Source organism: Stenotrophomonas sp. 3diitr2024 (genome assembly GCF_042136455.1).
Classification (GTDB): Bacteria; Pseudomonadota; Gammaproteobacteria; order Xanthomonadales; family Xanthomonadaceae; genus Stenotrophomonas; species Stenotrophomonas sepilia.
The window spans coordinates 1-3,100 of record NZ_JBHHMJ010000562.1; the positions used below are offsets into that span (position 1 = coordinate 1).

Consider the following 3,100-nt stretch of genomic DNA (forward strand, 5'->3'; position numbering starts at 1 on the left):
ACGGCGTCAAACGGGCATTTTTATGATGGTTCATCCGGGCTCTTTGGGGACTGGATAGGTGTGGTAACCACCATTTTCCAAAGATGCCCCGGATGAACAACCTACCGAGAGATCACAACTAACAGTCGACTCTACCGTCCGCCACGAGGGGCTCAACCGTTGGCTTTCGCCTTTGCCTCGCGCGCGGCCTGCTGCTCGACCAGGGTCAATGCCACGTTGTCGCGCAGGTACGCCGGCTCGACCTTCTCCGGTGCGATCGCCTCGCCACGCGCGAACGCCGGCACCGCCAGTGCCAGCACGTCCGACGCCCGCGGCAATGCCGCGGCATCGAAACCGCGCAGGCCACTGCCCAACTGTGCCACCAGCGCGCCGTCGCCCGCGCCGAAACCGGTACCGACACCGTAGGCCGACATTCCTTCCGGCAACGTCACCACGCAGGGCGCGCAGACGCGCTCGGCATCGCGCGCGACCGGCAGGCCGTCGACGCGTTCGAAGCGCGCGACGTAGAGTTCACCCATCCGGGCATCGATTGCCGACAGGATCTGTGTTTCTTCCACCGGTGCCCGCAGCGCCAGCACCTGCAGCGTCGAAACCGGCAGCAGAGGGCGGTCCAACGCCAACGCGATGCCCTGGGCGATGGCGATCGCCAGGCGCACACCGGTGAACGCCCCCGGGCCGCGACTGAGCGCGATGCCGTCGAGCTGGCGACGGCCGATGCCGGCTTCGGCGAGCAGCGCCTCGGCCCATGGCAGGCTCAGGTCGGCATGCCGGCGCGGGGCGATCTCGAAGCGTTCCAGCACCTGCCCATCGACATGCAGGGCAACGGAGCAGGCTTCGGTGGCGGTTTCAAAGGCGAGCAGTTTCATCAGATCAGGTCAGAACAGGGGGAACGTGGCACCGGGAGCCGGCTCCGGGCCCGGCGCGACAGCGGCCGGGTCAGCCGGATCATCAGCCACGGGCCCCCATTGTGGCGTAAAGAAGGCCTGCACATCGGCCAGGCTGCGGGTGCGGCGGAAGGGTGGCAGTGAATCCAGGAAGACCCGGCCATAGCCACGGTTGAGCAGGCGCGGATCGCACAGGACCAGCACGCCACGGTCGCTTTCGCTGCGGATCAGGCGACCGACACCCTGCTTCAGTGCGATCACCGCCTGCGGCAACTGTTCGTCGCGGAACGGATTGCCGCCCTGGCTGCGGATCGCCTCCAGGCGCGCCTCGTACACCGGATCGTCCGGTGCCGCGAACGGCAGCTTGTCGATCATCACCACGCTCAGCGCTTCGCCGACCACGTCCACGCCCTCGCGGAAACTGGCCGAGCCCAGCAGCACGCCATTGCCCGATTCACGGAAGCGCTGCAGCAGCGTCGCGCGCGGTGCCTCACCCTGCACGAACAACGGCCATGGCCCGTCGCGCAGTGCCTCGGCGGCCTCGCGCAATGCACGGTGCGAGGCGAACAACAGGAATGCCCTGCCCTGCGATGCCTGCAGCACCGGCCGAAGGGTCTGGATCAGCGCGGTTCCGAAGCCCCGTGCGGCCGGATCAGGCAGGCCTTCCGGCAGGTAGCACAACGCCTGCTCGGGCCAGTTGAACGGACTCGGCTGGACCAGGGTATGCGGATCGTCCAGGCCCAAGCGCGTGGCGATGTGGTCGAATCCATTGCCCACGGTCAGCGTGGCCGAGGTGAAGATCCATGCCGCGCGGCTGCGCTCGCGATGCTCGCGCAGCGGGCCGGACACATCCATCGGCGTACGCTGGCAGCGGAAACCCCGCGGCGTGAGCTCGTACCAGAGCACATCGGCGGCACTGGCGTGGTCCGCCGGATCGGCATCGAAATCGAGGGTGGGTTCATCATCGCCCAGCCAGCGCTGTAACCGCGACACCGCCTCGCGCGCCCGCGCATGGCAGGCGTCCAGACCCGCCGCCGATTCGCGCAGCGGTTGAAGTGCCTGCTCCAGCGCCACCAGGCCGGCCATCACCGTATCGAAGCCGTCGCGGACCTGTGGCATGGCCAGCGCACGCCACTGCGTACCACGCGGCGGCAGCCCCTCCATCGCCGAACGCAACGCCGGCAACGCCTGTTGCAACTGGTCGACCGGCTCCTGCAGCGCCGATTGTGCGCCCCCTACGCCGCGCGCTTCAGCCAGGCAGTCGCGACCCAGTTCCTGCCATGGGCGCATGCCGAAACCTTCGCCGAAGAACTGCGCTGCCAGTTCGGGCAGCTGGTGTGCCTCGTCGATGACAAAGGCCTGCGCCCCCGGCAGCAACTCGCCGAAGCCGTCCTGTTTCAGTGCCAGATCGGCCAGCAGCAGGTGGTGGTTGACCACCACCACGTCGGCGGCCTGCGCACGCTGCCGTGCGCGCACCACGAAGCAGTCGTCCCAGAATGGGCAATCGGTGCCCAGACAATTGTCGACAGTGGAGGTGACCATTGGCAGCAGCGGCGAGTCATCGGCCAGGCCCTCCAGCTCGGCGATGTCACCGAACTCCGAGCGGCCGGACCACGCCAGGATGCGCTGGAACTGCGCGGCCTGTTCGGGACTGGAAAACCGCGGCTCGCCCCGCGCCTGCTGCAGTCGATAGCGGCACAGGTAGTTCGCGCGCCCCTTCAGCAGCGCGCTGCGCAGGCCGACGCCCAGCGCCTGGCGCACGCGCGGCAGATCGCGGTGGTAGAGCTGGTCCTGCAGCGCGCGGGTACCGGTGGAGATGATGGTGCGCAGCCCGGACAGCAGCACCGGCACCAGATAGGCGAAGGTCTTGCCGGTGCCGGTACCGGCCTCGGCCAGCAGCAGGTCCCGCTGCTGCAGCGCATCAGCAATGGCAGCGGTCAGGTGCAGCTGTGCCGGACGCGGGACGAAGGCATCCAGATGCGAGGCGAGCGCGCCGCCTTCGCTGAGGGCTTCGCGGCTGGCATGGACAAGGTCGGACATCAGAGGGAAAGGATACCCGGCAGGGCGCTGCCCGGCACCCGTTTCAAGCCAGGGCAACAGCAACAGCGGTGTCCATGGCTCTGGGTTTTTACGTGCTGGGCAGGCCGGGCGGGGCAGGCAGGACACGCCGTAAACCCATCCATGGGGGCTCGATGGCGCCATCCATGGCGCCAACG

General features: G+C 68.2%; 2 protein-coding genes. Both read right to left on the bottom strand.

Going from position 1 to position 3,100, the window contains the following annotated elements; translation table 11 throughout:
• Positions 1–152: 152 nt before the first annotated feature.
• A complete protein-coding gene (gene tsaB, locus ABGA94_RS14535; protein WP_005418458.1) occupies positions 153–866 on the bottom strand; it encodes a tRNA (adenosine(37)-N6)-threonylcarbamoyltransferase complex dimerization subunit type 1 TsaB in 714 nt (237 codons plus the stop codon).
• A 9-nt stretch (positions 867–875) separates the two neighbouring features.
• Positions 876–2,924, bottom strand: coding sequence for an ATP-dependent DNA helicase (locus ABGA94_RS14540; protein ID WP_375367614.1), 2,049 nt, complete (start codon positions 2,922–2,924; stop codon positions 876–878).
• Between the last annotated feature and the right edge of the window lie 176 nt (positions 2,925–3,100).